At 53.6% G+C, this 17,466-nt stretch carries 17 protein-coding genes and 1 tRNA gene; 13 read left to right on the forward strand and 5 right to left on the reverse strand.

Going from position 1 to position 17,466, the window contains the following annotated elements; genetic code table 11:
* The first annotated feature begins 156 nt into the window (after nucleotides 1-156).
* The 7 genes from LA756_RS24385 (at nucleotide 157) to LA756_RS24415 (ending at nucleotide 5,429) form a co-directional block, all read left to right on the forward strand.
* A complete protein-coding gene (locus LA756_RS24385; protein ID WP_261362059.1) occupies nucleotides 157-1,176 on the forward strand; it encodes a DUF1559 domain-containing protein in 1,020 nt (339 codons plus the stop codon).
* Nucleotides 1,166-1,513 carry a hypothetical protein gene (locus LA756_RS24390; RefSeq protein ID WP_224437332.1) on the forward strand — a complete coding sequence of 116 codons (348 nt, stop codon included), beginning with the start codon at nucleotides 1,166-1,168 and terminating at the stop codon, nucleotides 1,511-1,513. The genes LA756_RS24385 and LA756_RS24390 overlap by 11 nt, the downstream gene beginning before the upstream one ends.
* Nucleotides 1,514-1,636: 123 nt before the next feature.
* On the forward strand, nucleotides 1,637-2,623 hold the full coding sequence (locus LA756_RS24395; protein ID WP_224437333.1) for a DUF1559 domain-containing protein: 987 nt from the start codon (nucleotides 1,637-1,639) through the stop codon (nucleotides 2,621-2,623).
* A 40-nt stretch (nucleotides 2,624-2,663) separates the two neighbouring features.
* A complete protein-coding gene (locus LA756_RS24400) occupies nucleotides 2,664-3,047 on the forward strand; it encodes a hypothetical protein (RefSeq protein ID WP_224437334.1) in 384 nt (127 codons plus the stop codon).
* 368 nt (nucleotides 3,048-3,415) lie between these two features.
* Entirely contained in the window at nucleotides 3,416-4,387 is a 972-nt protein-coding gene (locus tag LA756_RS24405; protein ID WP_224437335.1) for a DUF1559 domain-containing protein, read from the forward strand.
* Nucleotides 4,388-4,540: 153 nt separating this feature from the next.
* The gene (locus LA756_RS24410; RefSeq protein WP_224437336.1) at nucleotides 4,541-4,918 is read left to right on the forward strand and encodes a hypothetical protein; all 378 of its coding nucleotides are present in this window, start codon (nucleotides 4,541-4,543) and stop codon (nucleotides 4,916-4,918) included.
* A 10-nt stretch (nucleotides 4,919-4,928) separates the two neighbouring features.
* On the forward strand, nucleotides 4,929-5,429 hold the full coding sequence (locus LA756_RS24415) for a DUF423 domain-containing protein (protein WP_224437337.1): 501 nt from the start codon (nucleotides 4,929-4,931) through the stop codon (nucleotides 5,427-5,429).
* Between the two features lie 13 nt (nucleotides 5,430-5,442).
* On the opposite strand, the gene glmS is transcribed toward LA756_RS24415, so the two are convergent.
* Nucleotides 5,443-7,308 (reverse strand): glutamine--fructose-6-phosphate transaminase (isomerizing), encoded by a 1,866-nt coding sequence (glmS, locus tag LA756_RS24420; RefSeq protein WP_224437338.1) that lies wholly within the window; start codon nucleotides 7,306-7,308, stop codon nucleotides 5,443-5,445.
* Between the two features lie 198 nt (nucleotides 7,309-7,506).
* Here glmS and kdsB point away from each other — a divergent pair, with 198 nt between their 5' ends.
* From kdsB to LA756_RS24435, 3 genes are all read left to right on the forward strand, one after another.
* Complete coding sequence (kdsB, locus tag LA756_RS24425) at nucleotides 7,507-8,280, forward strand: 3-deoxy-manno-octulosonate cytidylyltransferase (protein ID WP_224437339.1); 774 nt, start codon at nucleotides 7,507-7,509, stop codon at nucleotides 8,278-8,280.
* 184 nt (nucleotides 8,281-8,464) lie between these two features.
* Nucleotides 8,465-10,126 (forward strand): CTP synthase, encoded by a 1,662-nt coding sequence (locus LA756_RS24430; protein WP_224437340.1) that lies wholly within the window; start codon nucleotides 8,465-8,467, stop codon nucleotides 10,124-10,126.
* A gap of 78 nt (nucleotides 10,127-10,204) precedes the next feature.
* Complete coding sequence (locus LA756_RS24435; protein ID WP_224437341.1) at nucleotides 10,205-10,615, forward strand: DUF1844 domain-containing protein; 411 nt, start codon at nucleotides 10,205-10,207, stop codon at nucleotides 10,613-10,615.
* A 243-nt stretch (nucleotides 10,616-10,858) separates the two neighbouring features.
* On the opposite strand, the gene LA756_RS24440 is transcribed toward LA756_RS24435, so the two are convergent.
* Nucleotides 10,859-11,926: a DUF1559 domain-containing protein gene (locus LA756_RS24440; RefSeq protein WP_224437342.1), complete on the reverse strand. Its 1,068-nt coding sequence runs from the start codon at nucleotides 11,924-11,926 to the stop codon at nucleotides 10,859-10,861.
* Nucleotides 11,927-12,305: 379 nt separating this feature from the next.
* Entirely contained in the window at nucleotides 12,306-12,788 is a 483-nt protein-coding gene (locus tag LA756_RS24445) for a division/cell wall cluster transcriptional repressor MraZ (RefSeq protein ID WP_224437343.1), read from the reverse strand.
* Nucleotides 12,789-13,122: 334 nt separating this feature from the next.
* Here LA756_RS24445 and LA756_RS24450 point away from each other — a divergent pair, with 334 nt between their 5' ends.
* Nucleotides 13,123-14,403, forward strand: a complete 1,281-nt coding sequence (locus LA756_RS24450; protein WP_224437344.1) for a beta-ketoacyl synthase — start codon at nucleotides 13,123-13,125, stop codon at nucleotides 14,401-14,403.
* A gap of 112 nt (nucleotides 14,404-14,515) precedes the next feature.
* Nucleotides 14,516-14,788: a hypothetical protein gene (locus LA756_RS24455; RefSeq protein WP_224437345.1), complete on the forward strand. Its 273-nt coding sequence runs from the start codon at nucleotides 14,516-14,518 to the stop codon at nucleotides 14,786-14,788.
* Between the two features lie 51 nt (nucleotides 14,789-14,839).
* On the opposite strand, the gene LA756_RS24460 is transcribed toward LA756_RS24455, so the two are convergent.
* A tRNA-Leu gene (locus LA756_RS24460) sits at nucleotides 14,840-14,924 on the reverse strand.
* A gap of 93 nt (nucleotides 14,925-15,017) precedes the next feature.
* Nucleotides 15,018-16,724 (reverse strand): PP2C family protein-serine/threonine phosphatase, encoded by a 1,707-nt coding sequence (locus tag LA756_RS24465; protein WP_224437346.1) that lies wholly within the window; start codon nucleotides 16,722-16,724, stop codon nucleotides 15,018-15,020.
* 214 nt (nucleotides 16,725-16,938) lie between these two features.
* On the opposite strand from LA756_RS24465, the gene LA756_RS24470 reads away from it, so the two are divergent.
* A complete protein-coding gene (locus LA756_RS24470) occupies nucleotides 16,939-17,439 on the forward strand; it encodes a hypothetical protein (protein WP_224437347.1) in 501 nt (166 codons plus the stop codon).
* The last annotated feature ends 27 nt before the right edge of the window (nucleotides 17,440-17,466 follow it).

Below are 17,466 nucleotides of genomic sequence, written 5' to 3' on the forward strand. Positions count from 1 at the left end.
TCTAATCTACACAATAGATCTCAGTAATCCACTCCATCATGCGCTGTGGCGGTGATGAATTTGGCAACCGAGACGCTGGGGGCGTCTGGGAGGATAATGCCGGGTTCATTGACGCCGATCATCCTCCATTTAATACGATCACGGAGTGGATACTCGATGTCAATGACGAGAAAGAGGGGATTTACCCTCGTTGAGCTCTTGGTGGTAATTGCCATCATAGGTGTGCTGATTGCGCTGCTTTTGCCGGCAGTCCAGCAAGCACGGGAAGCCGCGAGGCGGTCCCAGTGTTCTAATAATCTAAAACAATTAGGGATTGCGCTCCACAATTATCACGACACAAACGAAGCTTTTCCCTCGCGAGCGCAGGGCGGCGGGGGTTGCGATTCGTGGTATGGCGGCGTCAGTGCTTTCGTCCCGCTCACTCCATTTCTCGAGCAAAATGCCGTTTACGAACTGTGGGAACCACGGCTCAACGGTAACGGTGATTGCTACATCAATACCGAGTTTGATGGCTCTCGGGCCCAGATTCCAGGCCTTCTTTGCCCTTCGGATAACGATACCCGGACCCATCGCGAACTTGGTCTGACCAACTACGGTACAGTCGTTTCCGATCACTGGATGGAAACCACTGGGGCTCAAGGGGAAGACAAGCAGCCACGTGGCATGTTCGGCTGGAATTCCTTCTTCAATATCGCTGACCTGAAAGATGGGACGAGCAATACGATTGCGTTGGCGGAAATCATGCGGGCCTCATCGGAAGGTGCTCGTGGTGATACGGCGATCATCAACTTCTCGAAGCCAAGCGATTGCACGGCCAGCACGGTTTGGTTGGGAAACAAGTTTGCCGAAGGACTCACGTTTCAACCGCTGGTTGATAAGCATGGTTTCAGTTGGCACCCCGGCAATATTGTTTACACCGGCGTGACGACCATTATTCCACCGAACGGTCCCTCTTGTGCACGCGAGCAAAATTTCTGGACCGAAGCAATGATGACTTCCAACAGTCGTCATCCTGGCGGCGTGCAAGTTGTTTTCGCGGATGGCTCGGCGCAGTTCATCAACGAAACCATTGATGCAGGCGATCAAGATGCAACGCCTAACTGGAATGGTAATTCGGCCTATGGCGTGTGGGGCGCGCTAGGTACCCGCTCGGGAGGCGAAATCCATGACTTTTAATTCCTCTCGATCCCACTGGCTGGCCGTCTGTTTGTTGGCGGCATTGGCATTCGGCTGCAATATGTCAGGCGGATTTCCTTCGGACCCTGGTGCCGCGGCGGATGATGGCACGGGAATGCTTAAGTCGTTTCTGAAGCAAATCGTCGATACGAGCACGCCTATGCCAGAAATGTTCGGCGCTGAGCCAGCGTTTGAAAGTGCCATGCGTGGCTCCCCTCAAAAGATCGAGCCCCTGCGTCCTCTTTACTTCAAGCTGAAGTCAGCCGGAAGTGATACGCAGCGTCGCAAAGTCGCGGAAGAAATGCTGCAAAAGCTAGGCGAAACAAGCCCCGGTTAACAAGCAGCGGCGAATAGAGAACAGAGAAGAAGAGCATACCGTCGACGCAGCATGCGCGACTTGGAACATTTGATTATTCATTTTTCAGCTTCTCAATGGATCCCTATGAACAAGGAAATACCCATGAACTCGAAGCGGTACTCGGGTTTTACGTTGGTGGAATTACTCGTGGTCATTGCCATTATTGGCGTGCTGATTGCCCTGTTGTTGCCTGCGGTCCAGCAAGCACGCGAGGCGGCTCGCCGAATGGAATGCAAGAACAACATGAAGCAAATCGGCTTAGCGATGCATAACTATCACGACTCGCTGGGCTCGTTTCCACCGGGCGCGATCGCCACTACGCCTGCTTCCGATAACAATCTTGGCAACAACGGTAGTTGGGATGCCAATATGTCTCGGGCACCTTGGACGGTACTCATCCTGCCCTACATGGAAGAGTCCGCTCTGCACGATTCATTCGACTTCGGCAAGCAGTTTGCCTGGGCGTTTTATCAAAATCTGGATGTCCACAGTGCTTCCAACTACGACACCAGTTCCAATACCAATCATGTCTTTCAGAAGACCAGTATGCCGAAGTACATCTGCCCTTCGTTCACGACTGGGCGATTCCCAACGCTAAGCTATCACGCTGTATGTGGTGGTGGCGAGACGCCAGCTCGACAAAACGAATACAACGGCCATGCCGGCTACAGTGGACGTGTGTATTTCAACAACGGTGTGTTCTGGCGTAACTCGAAGACCAAGTTTCGGGATATCACCGATGGCACCACGAACGTCTTAATTGTGGGGGAAACCATCTATTCGATGAAAGGGAATACCTGCTGCGAAATGACCACTTGGGCTTCCGGGTACCGCCTGACGCCGAACGATCAGTTGCTTGTGGGAACGTCGGCAGCTGTCCGTCAAATTAACAGCGGCCCCGATGTGAACGGCAACCAGGTCAATACGTTCGGCTATGTGACATCGACGTATGGAAGCGAGCATCCCGGCGGAGCCCAGTTTGTACTTGGAGATGGATCGGTTCAATTCCTGAGTGAAGTAATGGACATCAATGCTTATCGGCAAATGGCCGTTCGCGCCGATGGACTGCCCATTGGTTCGCCTCAATAAACGCAGTCGCATTGAACATTATTTGCAGGAAAGGAACTTCATGCGTTATCTCATGCTGGGCGTCCTTTTGATTTGCGGCTGTACACAGCAGCCGCAAGAAGGACCGCCACGGTATCAAGTTTCGGGAGAGGTGCTGCTCAATGGAAAGCCAGTGCCTGCGGGTACGGTTCAGTTCGAGCCGGACGCGACCCTTGGAAACAAAGGGCCGATGGCTATCGCCGAAATTCACGATGGTCGGTACGAAACGGAATACGGCAAAGGGATCGTCGGTGGTCCCCAGAAGATCGTCGTCGAAGCGTTCGATGGTCAAGGCGAACCAGGTACATCGCTGACCAACGGCCGACCGTTGCCAGGGGGGCCGTTTCGAATGAAAGCCGACATCCCCAGGGAGAACGGTACGTTCGACATCAGCGTAAAATCTTAGAGAGTCCCTGATACAGGAACCGGGGGCGGACGGTCGAAATTGAGGCGTCGATCGTTCGCCCCTATCTTATGCGCTACGCGCCACAGTCTTCCCTACCTTGCTCCGATGAGAAATTACGAGCGAATGCCCTGTTCGAGGTGGAACAAATTGAAAATGTCAAAAACATGAAATCGCAATGAACTTTATTGCGGCGTGGCTATGATAAGTGTCCACCTACCCACCACCATTCATGCATCCTGTGAGCAATGCGGCAGTTGCGACGCCCCAGGAATGAAACACGCTGGACGGCGTCTTTTGTTCTGTTAGCAACGCAAAGCTGAGCTCTATTCATTCACTTTTATTCTCGCATCCCTGGAATGGTTTCGATCATGTCTACAACGAAGAAAAACGGATTTACGCTGGTGGAGCTTTTGGTGGTGATAGCCATCATTGGGATTTTGATTGCCTTGCTCCTGCCCGCTGTTCAGCAGGCTCGGGAAGCCGCGCGACGCATTCAGTGCACTAACCACCTGAAGCAGCTTGGGTTGGCGATGCATAACTATCACGATACTTACCAGTCCTTTCCGTATGGCCAATACAGCGGGCAACAATACGAAGACACTTCGGAGAACCCCAATCGATCGACTTGGTTCGTAGCGATTTTGCCGTTCGTCGAACAGTCGGCCATGTACGATGCGGTTCGGCCATTGATGGCTACATCGGCTGCAAACACGTGGCCTGCGAATATCCGCAATACCGTGGTTGAAGGGTTTGTTTGTCCATCAGATCCCAACGGTGGCAAAGTCGGTAACGATGGATTCCAGGGAAATTACGTTGCCAACGCGACGTCCGACGCGATTTTTTCCTCAGGCCCGACCTCAACAGGTGTGCCGCTAGTCGAAGTCAGTTCGACGACCCCCTACCAGGGCATGAACGGCTTGTTCTTTGTTAAGTCGTCGATCAAGTTTCGGGACATTACCGATGGAACGAGCAACACGGCTATGTTCAGTGAGGTGCGTCAAAGTCCGCAGGCTGAATGCAAATTAGGCAACTACTGGAACGGCTGGGCGATGGAGAGTCTGTATACCGCTATCTTCTCCATCAATGGCAAGCCTTCCGCTGGCAATGGTGACTTTGTCCCTGGCTCGACGGTCACGCAAAATCCTTGGCGTTTGACGTTTCCAATGCCAGAAAGCCCACCTGGCGCACAAACAGCATTTAGCCCTCGAAGTGCCCATCCTGGTGGCGTGATGCTGACGCGTGCCGACGCATCGGTATCATTCATTCCAGACACGATCAACTTTGGTACGTTCAAGAACCTATCCAATCGTGGCGATGGCAACATTCTGGAAGCGTTCTAACGCAGAGTATTTGACTTGACGTCTCTAGGGGCCAGGGCTTCGCCCTGGTCCGCCGCTTCTTGTTTTGCCATTAACCGATCGTTTGCTCAAATACGACAGCGAAGGCAATCGAGCTTCGCTGTAAGAGTGGACGCTCTTTCGAGGGATACTTCAATGAATTCAAAATGGATTATTTCGAGCCTGGTGCTAATTGCACTGACATCCATAGCGGTGGGGTGTTCGCAGCAGCCACAGACATTTCCTATTTCTGGAATGGTCACGCTTGACGGCAAGCCGCTGACAAGTGGAAACATTCGCTTCGCGCCAACCGATGGCAGCCCGGAAGTTCGCGGCGCCACGGTGACTAATGGCGAGTATGAATTGGACTGTTTGCCCGGCGAGAAGATTGTTCAAGTCGCTGGATTTCTAGACAACCAGACGGTGGTGCCGATGCGCTATATCACCACCGACTCGGGGCTTAAAGCAAACATCACCGAGCCGACAGAACTAGATTTCGAGCTAAGCACCAAACGGTCACGCCGAAGACGCTAAGGGGAGATCGATGGCGCAAATCAATTTGATTATTGGGGCGATCTTTGGAATGGTTGCGATCGTAGGTGGTCCGATTGGTGCTCCTACGGTGAAGCTGAAGTTGGACGAGCAGCTTCGCGCGAAAGCGAAGTTAGTGCCTGGTCCGGCTTTGCCCAATGGTGATCCTGGGCCTGAGATCATGGAGATCAGCTCCATTGATCGCCAAGAGAACGAACTGCGGTGGGAGAATTATCAGCACGGTGTTCAGTACGTGATGTACCATGCTTTGGCGCTCACCGCTTTGGGGGTCGTCGGAACGCGCGGCTACGGCCAAATTATCGGAGGTAGCGGCTTCGTGTTAGGCACACTTCTGTACGGAGGAGGTCTCGCGCTAGGAGCGATTCTCGACATGCCCACGCTGCAAGTGGGGATGTCCGTTGGTGGAGTTCTGCTTCTCGTGGGATGGTGTGGGCTTGCGCTCGCGACAATTTCCGCGAGACCGAAATCGGTGAACCCTGCCTTAGACTCTTGAGCTGTTCAGTGGTCTATTCCACCGTCACACTCTTCGCCAAATTCCGCGGCTTGTCGACATCGCAGCCGCGTAGCAGGGCGATGTGATAGGCAATGAACTGGAGTGGGATCACCGAAACAATGGGCTGCAGGAATTCTTCAACCGTTGGGATTCGGATAACGTCGTCGGCGTAGTTCTCGATTTCGTGGTCGTCCTCGCTGGCAATTGCAATGACGGGACCGCCACGTGCTTTGATTTCCTGCAAGTTGCTCATGACTTTGTCGTAAACGACACCTTGTGGCATGATGAAGACGCTAGGCGTGTTCTCGTCGACCAGCGCGATCGGACCATGCTTCAGCTCTGCGGCCGGATACCCTTCGGCGTGGATGTAACTGATTTCCTTTAGCTTCAATGCGCCTTCCAGTGCCGTCGGAAAATTAAAGTACCGGCCCAGGTACAGGAAGTTATTGGCGGATTGATATTTCTCTGCGATCTTTCGGGCTTGTTCCTGGGTTGTCAGGGCCTTTCGGACCACGTCCGGCAGAGCCTGCATCGCACGGATGATGCGATACCCTTGATCAAAACTCAAATGATTCAAACGACCGAAGTAAAGTCCGAGCATGGCTAAGACGACTAGCTGTGACGTGTAAGCCTTGGTCGAAGCTACGCCTACTTCGGGGCCAGCGTGCAGGTAAATGCCGCCGTCCGCTTCCTGGGCAATGCTACTGCCGACGACGTTGCAGATGGCCAGGGTAGGATGCCCCTTCCGTTTCATCTCTCGCAAAGCAGCCAGCGTGTCGGCCGTTTCACCGCTTTGTGTAATTCCGAATACAAGCGTTCGTCGTGGAACCGGCGGATTACGATAGCGAAGCTCGGAAGCATATTCCACTTCCACAGGGATTCGGGCCATCTCTTCGATTAAGTATTCCCCGACCATCGCTGCATGCCAGCTTGTGCCACAGGCCGTCAGTAAGATGCGGTCGACCCCGCGTAGCTCCTGTGGCGAAAGACTTAATCCACCAAACACGGCCGTAGCATTGTCGAGGTTCAACCGCCCCCGCATCGCGTTCTCGATGGACTGTGGTTGCTCGAAGATCTCTTTGAGCATGTAGTGCTCGAAGTCGCCGAGCTCGACATCTCCCGAGGCAATCTCCAGCTTTTCGACGTTATGAGTAACCTCTCCCAAATCGCGGTGGGCGATCTGGAGCGAGTCTGCTTTGAGCAGGGCAACTTGGTGGTCGGCCAGGTAGACGATTTTGTCGGTATAGCCCACCAGTGGCGAGGCATCGCTGGCAAGGAAATGAGCATCTTCCGATACGCCAATCACCAACGGGCTACCCAATCGGGCTGCGATGACCAGATCGGGACGACAACGGAAAAGAATGCCAACCCCGTACGTTCCTTGTAGCTTGGCAAGGACTTTCTGTACGAGTCCGACCAAAGCTTCATCCGAAGGGACTTTGCCAGGTGCGATAGGTAGCTGTTTGAATCCATCTTCCAGCATGAATGCGATCACCTCGGTATCGGTGTCGCTTTTAAATTGATAGCCCTTTTGTTGTAGCTTCGCTTTCAGGGTAGCATAGTTTTCGATCACGCCATTGTGGACGACGACAACTTCTTCATGAGGGCCAGCGTGAGGGTGGGCATTCGCTTGAGTGGCCGGACCGTGAGTAGCCCAGCGTGTGTGGCCGATTCCGGTTGTGCCCGACGGCATCTCGTCTGCCAACCGATCCGACAAAGAATCGATACGACCGGCCGTCTTCACGATATGAAACTTCTGCAAGCGATCGATTGCCGCGATGCCGGCGCTGTCGTAGCCGCGGTACTCCAATCGACGCAAGCCTTCCAACAGGAAGTCTGCGGCTCTGAGTTCTCCAACGTACCCGACAATTCCACACATGGCCCGTTTCCTTCGGCTAGGCGAGATAAATCCGTCTATGCTATCGCTGGCAAGCGTAGCAAAATCGCTGGTTTTCACGAAGATCGATTGAAGATCGGAGCAGGAACTGGTCTCTGAAATTTGAGGCATAACGCTTATCCTAGAGAGTCGCTAACGTGAGGATCACGCGATATTTCCCCGAATGGAATCAGAAACGCCATGAAACCTGCTCTGTCACTCGCCCTCAACAGCTTGGTCGTTATTCCGGCGCGACTGCAATCGACTCGATTGCCGCAAAAGCTTTTGTTGGCGGAGACCGGCAAACCGCTCATCCAGCATACGTACGAAGCAGCATGTAAGGCCCAGGGAACTAGTGGCGTGATTGTGGCGACCGACCACGAATCGATCCGCGGTGCAGTGGATCGTTTCGGTGGAGAGTCGGTGATGACCAGCGAGGCATGTGCTAGCGGCACCGATCGTGTGGCCGAGGTCGCCAAAGCACGTCCAGACGTCGATATTTTCATCAATGTCCAGGGAGACGAACCTGAGATTTCTGCCGATGCGATCGAGAAAGTGCGATTCCTGCTGGAAGTGAACCCCGACGTTTCTATGGCGACGTTGGCAACGCCGATTCGTTCGTTAGAAAAATTACGGGATCCCGCGTGCGTTAAGGTGGTCTGCGGCGAAAACGGCCGAGCTCTCTATTTCAGTCGTAGCCCGATTCCTTACGTACGTGACGGATACGAGTCCGTCCTGAATGCTCAGCAGCCAGCATTTCTTCAGCATTTGGGCATCTATGCCTACCGTCGCGACTTTCTTTTAAACTTGGCCACGGCACCCCCTTCCCCCCTCGAGCAGCTCGAAAAACTGGAACAGCTGCGAGTCTTGGAGATGGGAGAGACCATCTTGGTGGGGACCATCGCCGAACCAAGCATTGGAATCGACACGCCGGAAGACTATGCGGCGTTTGTCAAAAAGATGTCCAATCGCTAGGATAGTGGTTTCACGCTAGCGGCACGATGTTGGTTTCCATTAGGTCTTGTTTAATTCCCGTTGGCCGGGCATTAAGCGGCTTTAATGGCTTGGATTTTTAAATCCAGAGTCGGTCAAGATAGAGCGTCGCAGCATGTCCCTCTCTGCTCCGAAGCACGGAAGGTCTCCGGGCCCACTCAACTTCATGGCAAAACATATTTTCGTTACCGGCGGCGTCGTTAGTTCACTCGGTAAAGGTCTGACCAGTGCGTCGGTCGGGATGCTCCTCGAGCAACGCGGTCTCAAGGTCAAGATGCAGAAGCTTGACCCCTATATCAACGTCGACCCCGGGACGATGAGCCCTTATCAGCACGGCGAAGTTTACGTGCTTGATGACGGTAGCGAGACCGATCTCGATCTTGGCCACTACGAGCGTTTCACGAACAGTCCTCTGACGCGCGACTCGAACTACACGACCGGCCAGATTTACATGTCGGTGATCAACAAGGAGCGACGAGGCGAGTTCCTGGGGAAGACGGTTCAAGTCATCCCTCACATCACCGACGAGATCAAGTCGGCGATTCGAAAGCTGGGTGATGACGACACCGACGTGATCATCACGGAGATTGGTGGCACGGTCGGTGACATCGAGAGCCAACCGTTTCTGGAAGCCATTCGCCAATTTCCGCAGACCGTTGGCCGCGAAAATTGCTTGTTTATCCACCTGACGCTGGTTCCGTATTTGAAAGCGGCCGGCGAACTGAAGACCAAGCCAACACAGCACTCGGTCGGCCAGTTGCGAGAAATCGGTATTCAGCCAGATATCTTGATTTGTCGTACCGAACGCAACTTGAGTCGTGACGATCGAGAGAAGATCGCATTGTTCTGTAATGTGCCGATTGAAGCGGTAATCGAAGAGAAGGATAAGGACTTCTCAATTTACGAAGTACCGATCAGTTTGCACGACAATAACTTGGACGACCTAATTGCCAGCAAGCTTGGCTTGCCCCAGGTTTCTTCGGTGGACCTGACGCCGTGGCAAGAGATTCTCCATACGCTCCGCTATCCTGATCATGAAATCAGCATCGCTGTTGTCGGAAAGTATGCTGAGCATAAGGATGCCTACAAGTCGATTTACGAATCGATCGATCATGCCGGCATTCATCACAAGTCGCAGATTCGCGTCGGCCGCATTCAAAGCGAAACGCTCGAGACCGAAGGTGCCGAACGAATGTTGGCAGGCTTCGATGGGATCCTCGTACCAGGTGGCTTCGGCGAGCGTGGTATTGAAGGGAAAGTGGAAGCGGTCCGTTATGCTCGCGAACGTGGCATTCCGTTTCTCGGGATCTGTCTCGGGATGCAGTGTGCTGCGATTGAGTTTGCCCGAAACGTGGTAAAGTTAGAGGGTGCTCACTCGACAGAATTTGATAAACATACGCCACATCCTGTGATTTGCTTGCTGGACGAGCAAAAGAATATCACGGACAAGGGTGGGACGATGCGTCTTGGGACACAACCTTGTTCGCTCGAAGAAGGAACTCATTCTCGCGATGCGTATGGCGAAGACGAAATTTCTGAACGTCACCGCCATCGTTACGAGTTCAACAACGTCTATCGGGATCAGTTCCGTAGCAACGGGATGAAATTCGCCGGGTTGAAGCCGGATAAGTCTCTGGTGGAAATCTTAGAAGTCGAGGATCACCCTTGGTTTGTTGCGGTTCAGTTCCATCCTGAATTTAAGAGCAAGCCGATCCAGGCCCATCCATTGTTTGCCGGCTTCGTCGGAGCTGCGATTGCACGGCGTCGACGCGACGCGAAGAAGGAGCTTTCCAGTGAAAGTCCTTCTTCAGAACATGCGGACGCTTAGTCCTTCGGAGCGAATAAATTGGCATGTTTGCCTCGCTCAGGCTTCGGTATTTGGCAAGATCAGACGGGAGGTGCAGCGATGAGTGACGAGCAAGATCCAGACAAGAAGATCATTGTCGACAGCGATTGGAAGGAGCAGGTCCGGCAAGAGCGGGAAAAACTGAAGGGAGACGATTCCCCCGAGGTTTCCGAGCAGTCGCCGAGCTCCGACACAGTGGAAACTGCTCCTGCGGGGGCAGGACAATTTCCTCCGGCGGACTTCATGCTTCTCATTTCCATGCTCGCGACTCAGGCGTTTTCCGCAATGGGACAAATCCCTGATCCTGCGACAGGAAAAGCGGAGAAGCACCCTGAAGTTGCCAAGCACATGATTGATCTGTTGGCCGTGCTGGAAGAGAAGACGAAAGGGAATCTGGATCCACAAGAGAATGCCGCGTTGGAAAGCGTGTTGCACCAACTGCGTATGGCGTTTGTCGCCGTTGGAAAATAGGTTTCCACTTTTAAAGTGCCATAAGAAAAGCCAAGCAATCACTCGCTTGGCTTTTGGTTTTTCTTGAGATGGGACTTGGTTATTTCGGCGCTTCCGGTGCCGAGGTCATGTCCGGGTTGGTTGTGTCGGGGTTTTCCGGCGCCTTGGATTCCCCGCAGCCAACAAGTGCCGCACTGGCGAGAAGAAGAAACGCTAGGATTAATTGACGCATGTTAAATCATATCCTTGGTGGAGTGTTGTTGATTAGTTATCCAGGCTGGCAATTACGCCGTCAGCAAGGCCGTTCATGCCGAGCCAGTTCCAGTAGGTGATTCCTTCGGTGACGCGACTTACGGAGGCGTCCCCCATGAGGCACATGACAACGCCGGGATGCATGCTGCTGGGGCCTTGCCAGTCGTTGTTGATGTTTCGATACGAAATGTACGACGGCGTAAAGTGATGCGGCACATTATCCGATGGGCTACGGAACCAGCCATCAGCGGTGACAGCATTTCCTTCAGGATCGCTGTAAGGTGCACGCCGGCTGAATCCGTACGACCCCGTGAATACATAGGCAGGGCGAATAACCGCTTCGGTCGAAGCATTGCGACGAATTCCGGTACCTGCTTTCCAGCGGTCGCCGCCTGACTTGAACCCTGTGGCATTCGCTTCTGCGACCATGATCGTGTTAGAGGTCCCGTCCAGGAAGTTGGCAAGATCAATTCGATTGCCAATCGTGAACGCGCCGTTCCAACTTCTAGATTGGCTTTCCGACGGCAGGCCTGGAACACCGTGAGAATTGGTGAATGTGTCGGCACTAATGCTCGCATTCTGCCACCAGTGATAGCCTTCGGAGGCTGCGTAATTGGTCACGGATACGCCACCGGTCTGACTCGTATCGCGAAAATCTCCATCGGATGGGCAGCGGAGCACTGAAGCGACCGGGGCTCCTTGAAGGTTGCCCAGTCCGCCTGGCAAAGTTTGGTTCCAGGCCGGTGCTCCGAAATTGAACTGGTCGTGAAGTGATCCTTGTTCCAACTGCGGAAGGATTAGAGAGATCCAAGTGTAATGGCGAGCCGCTTGAGGGTTCCCGCTTCCGTTTCCAAGAATGGCAAGTGGCGGCATAACGTTGAACGTGTCGTGGTAGTTGTGCAAAGCCAGTCCAAGTTGCTTCAGATTGTTAATGCACTCCGTTCGGCGAGCCGCTTCGCGCGCTTGCTGCACTGCCGGCAGGAGCAAAGCGACAAGGACTCCGATGATGGCAATCACAACTAAGAGCTCGACAAGAGTAAATCCGCGCAGGCCGCGGCCCCGGTGAAGTGGAATAGGCATGGGGGCTCCATTCGATTTGAAAAGGGAAGGAATAAGGAGGTCTTGGCACTGGGAAGGTGCTGAGTGGTCACTGCCTGGAGAGGGGCATGAAGTGCTCAATATAGGTAGAAAACTGACAGGAGTGCAAGTATTTATTTTTGTGTAACGCGAAAATTAAATGAATCGGCCCTGGGTGAGCGCACAAAAAAAGCCCCGCGGTTGAGTGGACTATTCTCAACCGCGGGGCCGTCGTTTGCTGGGGAATTTAAAGGTAGGCATCCATGCCTGAAAGGCCATCCCTGGTATCTTGTGATTGATCCGAGTCGTTACGGAACAAAACAGGGTTTAACGACGTTCGATCCAATTCCCTAGCAAACAAGTGACTTCATTTGATTTGTTGTTAGCCGCTGAGTTGATCCAGTAGCGATCGGAACTCCGGCATCTTTTCTTCGAGATTGCTAAGCCACGCTTCTGGCTTCCAGATTTCGACACACACAGCGGCCCCGACGAGTAAGACTTCTTCGCCCGCTTCGACCCCTAAGAATTCCCGAAATCCCTCCGGTATCAGCAATCTCCCTTTTCCTGCGAGTGCAACATTGCGTTGACGTGTGGAAAGCAATCGACCTAACAGTTGGACATCCGCAATTCGGTTTTCCAGCTTTCCCGCCGCGATCTTGGCGTGAACCAGGTTTACTCCGGCGTCCAGCTTTCCTTGCCATTGCGGTCCGTTCCATAAGCTCAAGCAGCCCGGTCGCTCCTTGACCAGGATCAGGTCGTCCCCCTTCGGCGCGATCAGATCGGTTATCTGCGTAGGAATTGACAACCGGAACCGGTCGTCCAGCGTACGGCTGTATTCCCCCAGGATGAACTCGTCCGACCCCATGCGTTTTCGTTTTCAATCAGGAAAACCTCCAAACGCCCTTTTGGGTTAGTTTCCCACATCACTGATGAGTTTATGTCCTCTGTGGGTCAAATTCCCACAGCAAAGAGTTTACCTGGCGTCGCCTGTTTGGCAACCATTCTTGAGTGAAAATTGGCAATTCTTTCCGGATATGACGATTTCCTCCGCGTTTCTTCATCTGGCTTCTTCAAAAAACTGAACTGGAACGGAATTCCGGGATTGGGTAACTTTCCCACACGATGGCCTCGAAAGCCTGCTGGATAGGGAGATCGAGCGGCGAGGCAACCAAGGCACTAGAGCGGTTGGAATACGCAACGTGACCAAAGAAGACGCGAAAGATCCGGTAGTCATTACCGGAATCGGATTGATCACGTCGGTCGGAAAGGACCGAGAGTCGACCTGGTCGTCGATTCAGCGCGGAACGTGCGGAATTCGCCGAATGACGGGAATCGCTCCGATCGAAGACAATCTGGTTCTGGGGGCCCCAGTCGACTTGCCCGAAGGGCTCGAGCCTCGACTGAAGATTCTTACACTCAATGAAATTGCTGCGGCTGAAGCACTCGAAGACGCCAAAGTCGATTTCGGAAGCATTGACCGAACTCGATTCGGATGTGCCGTCAGTGCCGGGATGGGAGATGCCCGTTCTATCTTCGATGTCGTCGACCTCCCCGGAGCAACATGGCCGGTTGCTGGAGGTATTCCACACGAACAATTCTTTCCCTGCACACCGTCGTATCATGTGGCCCATCAGTTCGGACTGGAAGGTCCGCGATTGTCCCATTCGACCGCGTGTGCGAGCGGCTTGGTGGAACTAGGCTGTGCGGTGCGAGCGATTCGTGATCGGCAGTGCGATATTGCCCTGGCCGGCAGTGCCGAAGCGATCGATCCGCTGTTTGTCGCTGGATTCCGCAAGATGCGAGTCTTGTCGGACGATGCTGACCCGGTCCGTGCGTGTCGCCCATTCGACAAGACTAGAAGCGGCTTTGTCATCGGTGAGGGCTCGGCAATGTTCGTTGTCGAGCGACTCAGTCATGCCTTAGCTCGCGGCGCGAAGATCTATTCCGAAGTGCTCGGCTGTCGCATGTTGGCGGAAGCGCATCATGTTACCGGCATCGATATGAAGAGCGATGCCTTGGAACGCTTGCTGCGAATTACGCTGAAGTCCAGCGATCTCGGACCGCGCGACGTTGACTATATCAACTGCCACGGCACTGGAACGCAGCAGAACGATGTGAATGAGGCTCGCGGAATTCGAGCCGCGTTTGGACCGTTTACTAACCGGCTTTGTGCCAGCAGTATCAAGTCGATGGTAGGGCATTCGCTGAACGCCTCAGGCAGTATCGAGTTGGCCATGACGGCACTGGCTCTGCGTGACGGATTTGTTCCCCCGACGTCCAATCTTCGCAGTATCGATCCCGAAGTTGATATGGACTGCGTGCCATTGGTAGGTCGAGAGCTCAAGATTCAGCATGCATTGAAGCTGTCTGTTGCCTTTGGCGGGCATTTGGTGGCGGTAGCACTTCGTCGCTGGAATGACTCGCAATCAGGATTCGCGTATCCCGAACGCCGATCGGACGATGTTCGCCGAGCTGCCTAAGAAAGTAATTTCTAGTGGGAAGTTCTGGGTAGCTTCTGCTGAATTCGCCAATTGGCCATGTTAAGATGTAAGGGATTGAAACGGACGATCCCTACTGGTTGGCAAGATCTTCATGGCTGAATTCAAGCTTCCCCCGCTAAAAAAGTCGAAAGCAGGGCAGGGGCCCAAGCTCACCGATACGGGGCTATTAACCAAGCGTATCGTGAAGCAGGTCGAATCGTATCTGCCGATCATTTTGAACCGGCTGAAAGCAGGCCAGGATTTTGAGAAGGTAATTCGAGAGATCGCCCAGCATTCCGGTGTCGAGCCAGACATGGTGGCCAAATACGTTCAGGCCGTCATCAAGGCTGGATCATCACAGCCCTCTTCTTCGTCGATCTTCTAGCAGCGCACGAAAAAAGGGTCTGCGATTTCTCGCAAACCCTTTTTACTTAAGTGGGCCCGACTGGAGTCGAACCAGCACGTCCTAAGCGGACACTAGGCCCTCAACCTAGCGCGTCTGCCAATTCCGCCACGAGCCCACAATTTTGGCTTTCTGCCAAACAAAGCAGTCTACGCAAAACCCTTGAAAGGTCAAGTGGGGGACACATTTGCCCCCATGAAGTTCGCGTAAACTAGTTGTCGTCTTTGCGTTTAACGATTACCAGTGTTTTGTCGAGCGAAATCGGTAACGCTGCCCGATTCAGCCGCTCTTGAACGGCTCGCAGGATCCGATCGGCGGGCAAATCCATGTGCCGGACGACCAAATCGCAGAATTTGGTTTGCCAGTTCTTACCGTCTAGTTCTCGTAGTGTTTCAATCAAACCTGAGGAAAGCATCGTCATCGCTTCCCCTGGCTGAAGCATCGCACTGGCAAGTTCCGGTTCTACCTCAGGGCCGCTACCCAGTGGCCAGGAGTTGCTCCAAAGCGGGCGGACCGAATTGTGCTTAAACGCAAACCCTTGCACATGCCCACAGGAGCCGGCTTCCATGGTTCCCAGCATCGGATCGAAGATCGAGTACGCTAGAGAAGCGAAGTGATCCCCGGCCGAGGCTGCCCAGAAAGTACGATTGACCCGGTCCATCATAACTTCGGCCGTGTGAGCAATCCGGCAATTCGCTTTGACGGCGGTTGCGAGGCTTGTCGATGTCATGACGGCATCGAAGTTATCATCCATCGCATCGCCGACGAAGATCGCCAGTTTTCCGTCTTCGATGACAGCCCAGTCGTGGAAATCTCCCCCCATTTCGCTGCCTTGCTGTGTCCAGGCAGAGACGTCCCAGCCTTCCACAAGTGGTTTGACGTTGGGAAGCTGAGCTTTTTGGCGATCCGCAATTTGATTTTTTTGACGCGTCAGTTTTTGCGACGATCGGCGTTCGGCAATTAGTTGATCGCGTTCTAGATCAACGGCCAGTTTTCCGGCGATGATCTCCAGCAAGTTCGTCTCTTGATCGCTAAAATCACGCTCTTCGTCGGCGAAAACCCAAAGCGTTCCCAACGGTGTCGTAGAAGTTGCTACGGGGATGCAGACAGCGGAAGGAACATCTTCTGGGCATGGCCAATGCGGAAGAAGTTTTGTGTCTTCAAGGACCACTGCGTTTCCGGATAATGCTTCCAGGTCTGCCAAGCTTCCTTGCAGCGATCGTGGTGGATCGAGTAACCGGCTTTCTGGGAGGTTGTGCGAAACGCGAAGCTTAAGTTCGCTTGTGGAATCGTCGAGGACATATAGTCCAGCTGCTGTGGCTCCTGTTGCTTCCACGGCCGAAGCAAGTGCTGCTTCCAGTCGATCAGCCAAGTGGTCGACTGCAGGATGAGCGACGACGGGAATATGCGTGGCCAATTCCGCTTCTCGCTGGCGGACGGCAACACGAAGGCGGTCAATTTCCGCAAGCAGGAACTCAAGGCCGCCGGCGAGTCCGCCTAATCCTTCCAGGAGCTTCGCATCGTTTCCTTCCGAGACCATAGCGTCTTGCATGGCATGAAGTTCGATGCGTGCTGTCTTGCCGCCCCGAGTCACAAATTGTTGCGACATGCGTTTTCCCTTGCTGGAGGTTCGTTCTTCGCGAAGGGATAGTCCGAAGCCTGTGAGCGACGTCAGCGCTGCCGAGACTTGGCTCAAGCCTGGATAAGCTTCTTGCTTTGCCGGCTTGTTGGCTTGGGATTCTTCGCGGTGGACTCGCAAATAGTTGGGAATCGGTCGGGGCATTAAACGGGCCACGTACTGAAGTATTGAAATCTGACCTTCGTCCGTGACCGTAGGTGACGAATGTTTAGCCATCATCCGCGATAGCAGCAATTCGTCGGGGCGGCATCCATCGCCACCTATAGCTGGAATCGTCACCCTTGTCGCTACACATTAGCCAGTCTTCGTAGTTTCTCGGACTCTCGTTCCGGATATACCTGTTAGGCGAACCGTACGATTCGCGAGGTCATTTTTTGATCAGCGTCTTCACTTGGTTTTCATGGAACTGCGCAAAACAGGAGACCAAACGTGTCCACGGAACCACTGAACATTAGATCAGTGTTTGAGGCAAGCGTTGTTTAGGAGGAAGGACATGTTTTGGCATTACACGACCGGAAGGCATATCGATGCTTTGTTTGAGAGCGGAACACTGAAGCCGCAAGTTCCTATCTGGGCACCAGGGGGAATGCCGGCCGTTTGGTTCTCGACAAATGAGAAGTGGGAGCCCAGTGCCAACTGCGCTTTCGAGCGTCCATCGACACGTCATCGACTTCTAGGGACAAGAGAGATGACAGACGTGTTGTGCGATGGGCTGTTTCGAATCTCGGTTCGTGCTTCGGTCGGCGTGATTACGTGGGGGCAATATTGCAGCGAGTGTGAATTGGCACCGCGTAATGTCGAAGGTTGTCGACGTGTTGCCGCAATTGAGGGATCGCATCCCGGTCGCTGGCTGGCGTGCCTTCACGAGATACCAGCAGAGCAATGGCTTCAGGTCGAGCGTTGGTATGGAAGCCAATGGGGCGTGATCGAAGGGCTGCAAGAGATCTTGCCAGATTGGAATGAAGCGGAATTTCAGCTTCAAGCAGCTGGTTGAGTACGGTTGTTGCCTGATCGGAAATTG

It is taken from the genome of Bremerella sp. TYQ1, assembly GCF_020150455.1.
Lineage (GTDB): Bacteria > Planctomycetota > Planctomycetia > Pirellulales > Pirellulaceae > Bremerella > Bremerella volcania_A.

Coding starts and splice junctions, on each gene's coding strand:
- LA756_RS24440 (WP_224437342.1), bottom strand. CDS start 11,926: ATGCCTATTCCACTTCACCGGGGCCGCGGCCTGCGCGGATTTACTCTT.
- glmS (WP_224437338.1), bottom strand. CDS start 7,308: ATGTGTGGAATTGTCGGGTACGTTGGAGAACTCAGAGCCGCAGACTTC.
- LA756_RS24395 (WP_224437333.1), top strand. CDS start 1,637: ATGAACTCGAAGCGGTACTCGGGTTTTACGTTGGTGGAATTACTCGTG.
- kdsB (WP_224437339.1), top strand. CDS start 7,507: ATGAAACCTGCTCTGTCACTCGCCCTCAACAGCTTGGTCGTTATTCCG.
- LA756_RS24470 (WP_224437347.1), top strand. CDS start 16,939: ATGTTTTGGCATTACACGACCGGAAGGCATATCGATGCTTTGTTTGAG.
- LA756_RS24430 (WP_224437340.1), top strand. CDS start 8,465: ATGGCAAAACATATTTTCGTTACCGGCGGCGTCGTTAGTTCACTCGGT.
- LA756_RS24455 (WP_224437345.1), top strand. CDS start 14,516: ATGGCTGAATTCAAGCTTCCCCCGCTAAAAAAGTCGAAAGCAGGGCAG.
- LA756_RS24405 (WP_224437335.1), top strand. CDS start 3,416: ATGTCTACAACGAAGAAAAACGGATTTACGCTGGTGGAGCTTTTGGTG.
- LA756_RS24435 (WP_224437341.1), top strand. CDS start 10,205: ATGAGTGACGAGCAAGATCCAGACAAGAAGATCATTGTCGACAGCGAT.
- LA756_RS24415 (WP_224437337.1), top strand. CDS start 4,929: ATGGCGCAAATCAATTTGATTATTGGGGCGATCTTTGGAATGGTTGCG.
- LA756_RS24400 (WP_224437334.1), top strand. CDS start 2,664: ATGCGTTATCTCATGCTGGGCGTCCTTTTGATTTGCGGCTGTACACAG.
- LA756_RS24445 (WP_224437343.1), bottom strand. CDS start 12,788: ATGGGGTCGGACGAGTTCATCCTGGGGGAATACAGCCGTACGCTGGAC.
- LA756_RS24390 (WP_224437332.1), top strand. CDS start 1,166: ATGACTTTTAATTCCTCTCGATCCCACTGGCTGGCCGTCTGTTTGTTG.
- LA756_RS24410 (WP_224437336.1), top strand. CDS start 4,541: ATGAATTCAAAATGGATTATTTCGAGCCTGGTGCTAATTGCACTGACA.
- LA756_RS24385 (WP_261362059.1), top strand. CDS start 157: ATGTCAATGACGAGAAAGAGGGGATTTACCCTCGTTGAGCTCTTGGTG.